Source organism: Nonomuraea spiralis (assembly GCF_014648435.1).
GTDB lineage: Bacteria > Actinomycetota > Actinomycetes > Streptosporangiales > Streptosporangiaceae > Nonomuraea > Nonomuraea spiralis.
This window is the reverse complement of sequence record NZ_BMRC01000102.1, coordinates 1-528: the sequence shown is the minus strand read 5'-3', so window position 1 is coordinate 528 and position 528 is coordinate 1. Positions and strand designations below refer to the sequence as shown.

At 72.2% G+C, this 528-nt stretch carries 1 protein-coding gene; it reads right to left on the bottom strand.

Annotation, left to right across the window (positions count from 1 at the left end; genetic code table 11):
• Positions 1–528 (bottom strand): IS256 family transposase (locus tag IEZ27_RS53495; RefSeq protein WP_189654325.1); only part of this gene is annotated, 528 nt, incomplete at both ends.

Below are 528 nucleotides of genomic sequence, written 5' to 3'. Positions count from 1 at the left end.
GAAGGCGAGCAGGTCCTCGCGGGCGGCGTCCAGATGCTCGCACGCGGCTGGGTATTTGGCCTCCAGGGCGTCGATGACCCAGGCATGCTGGGTGCGAACGGCGTCGGCGGTGGGCTGGTCGAAGATGGTGCGCACCAGCGTGGCCACCCACGGCTGGGCGCTCTTGGGCACGGTGGTGAGCAGGTTGCGCAGGTAGTGGGTGCGGCAGCGCTGCCAGGCCGCGCCGGGCAAGGCGGCGCCGATGGCCTCCACCAGGCCGCGGTGGGCGTCGGAGACGACCAGCTGGACGCCGGACAGGCCGCGCGCTGTCAGGCCGCGCAGGAAGGCCAGCCAGCCGGCGCCGTCTTCGGCCGAGGTGACCTCCAGTCCGAGCACCTCGCGCTGGCCGTTGGCGTTGACGCCAGTGGCGACCAGGGCATGCACGTTGATGGTGCGGCCGCCCTCGCGGACCTTCTGCGTCAACGCGTCCAGCCACACGAACGTGTACGGGCCGGTGTCCAACGCGCGGGTGCGGAAGGCTTCGACCTG